This window comes from Pseudomonas sp. RA_35y_Pfl2_P32, from assembly GCF_963970735.1.
Classification (GTDB): Bacteria; Pseudomonadota; Gammaproteobacteria; order Pseudomonadales; family Pseudomonadaceae; genus Aquipseudomonas.
The window spans coordinates 1-476 of sequence record NZ_CAXAQF010000278.1 but is presented as its reverse complement, the minus strand read 5'-3'; the positions used below and the strand labels follow the sequence as shown (position 1 = coordinate 476).

1 protein-coding gene is annotated in these 476 nt (G+C 68.5%); it reads right to left on the bottom strand.

Annotated features, from left to right (window positions below; all coding sequences use genetic code 11):
* Positions 1-476 (bottom strand): MutS-related protein (locus AACY45_RS28265; protein ID WP_445261240.1); only part of this gene is annotated, 476 nt, incomplete at both ends.

The window sequence follows — 476 nt, the reverse complement described above, 5'->3', positions numbered from 1 at the left end:
GTCCAGACCCGCCGCCAGCCCCCCGGTCTTGGCGCGGCCCGCTTCCAGCTTTGCCAGCACCGCCTTGGCGCGCGCGATCGTCGCAGGCGGCAGCCCAGCGAGCCGCGCGACCGCGAGGCCATAACTGCGATCGGCCGGGCCTTCGGACACTTCGTGCAGCAACACCAGCTCGCCCTTCCATTCGCGCGCGCGGACATGGTGGAGGGTGAGCGCGTCACAGCGTTCGGCGAGCCGCGTCAGTTCGTGATAATGGGTGGCGAACAGGCAGCGGCAGCGATTGTCGTCATGGATCGCCTCGACCACCGCCCAGGCAATGGCGAGCCCGTCATAGGTCGAGGTGCCGCGCCCGACCTCGTCGAGGATGACGAAGCTGCGTGGCGTTGCTTGTGCCAGGATCGCGGCGGTTTCGACCATTTCGACCATGAAGGTCGAGCGACCGCGCGCGAGATTGTCCGACGCGCCGACGCGGCTGAACA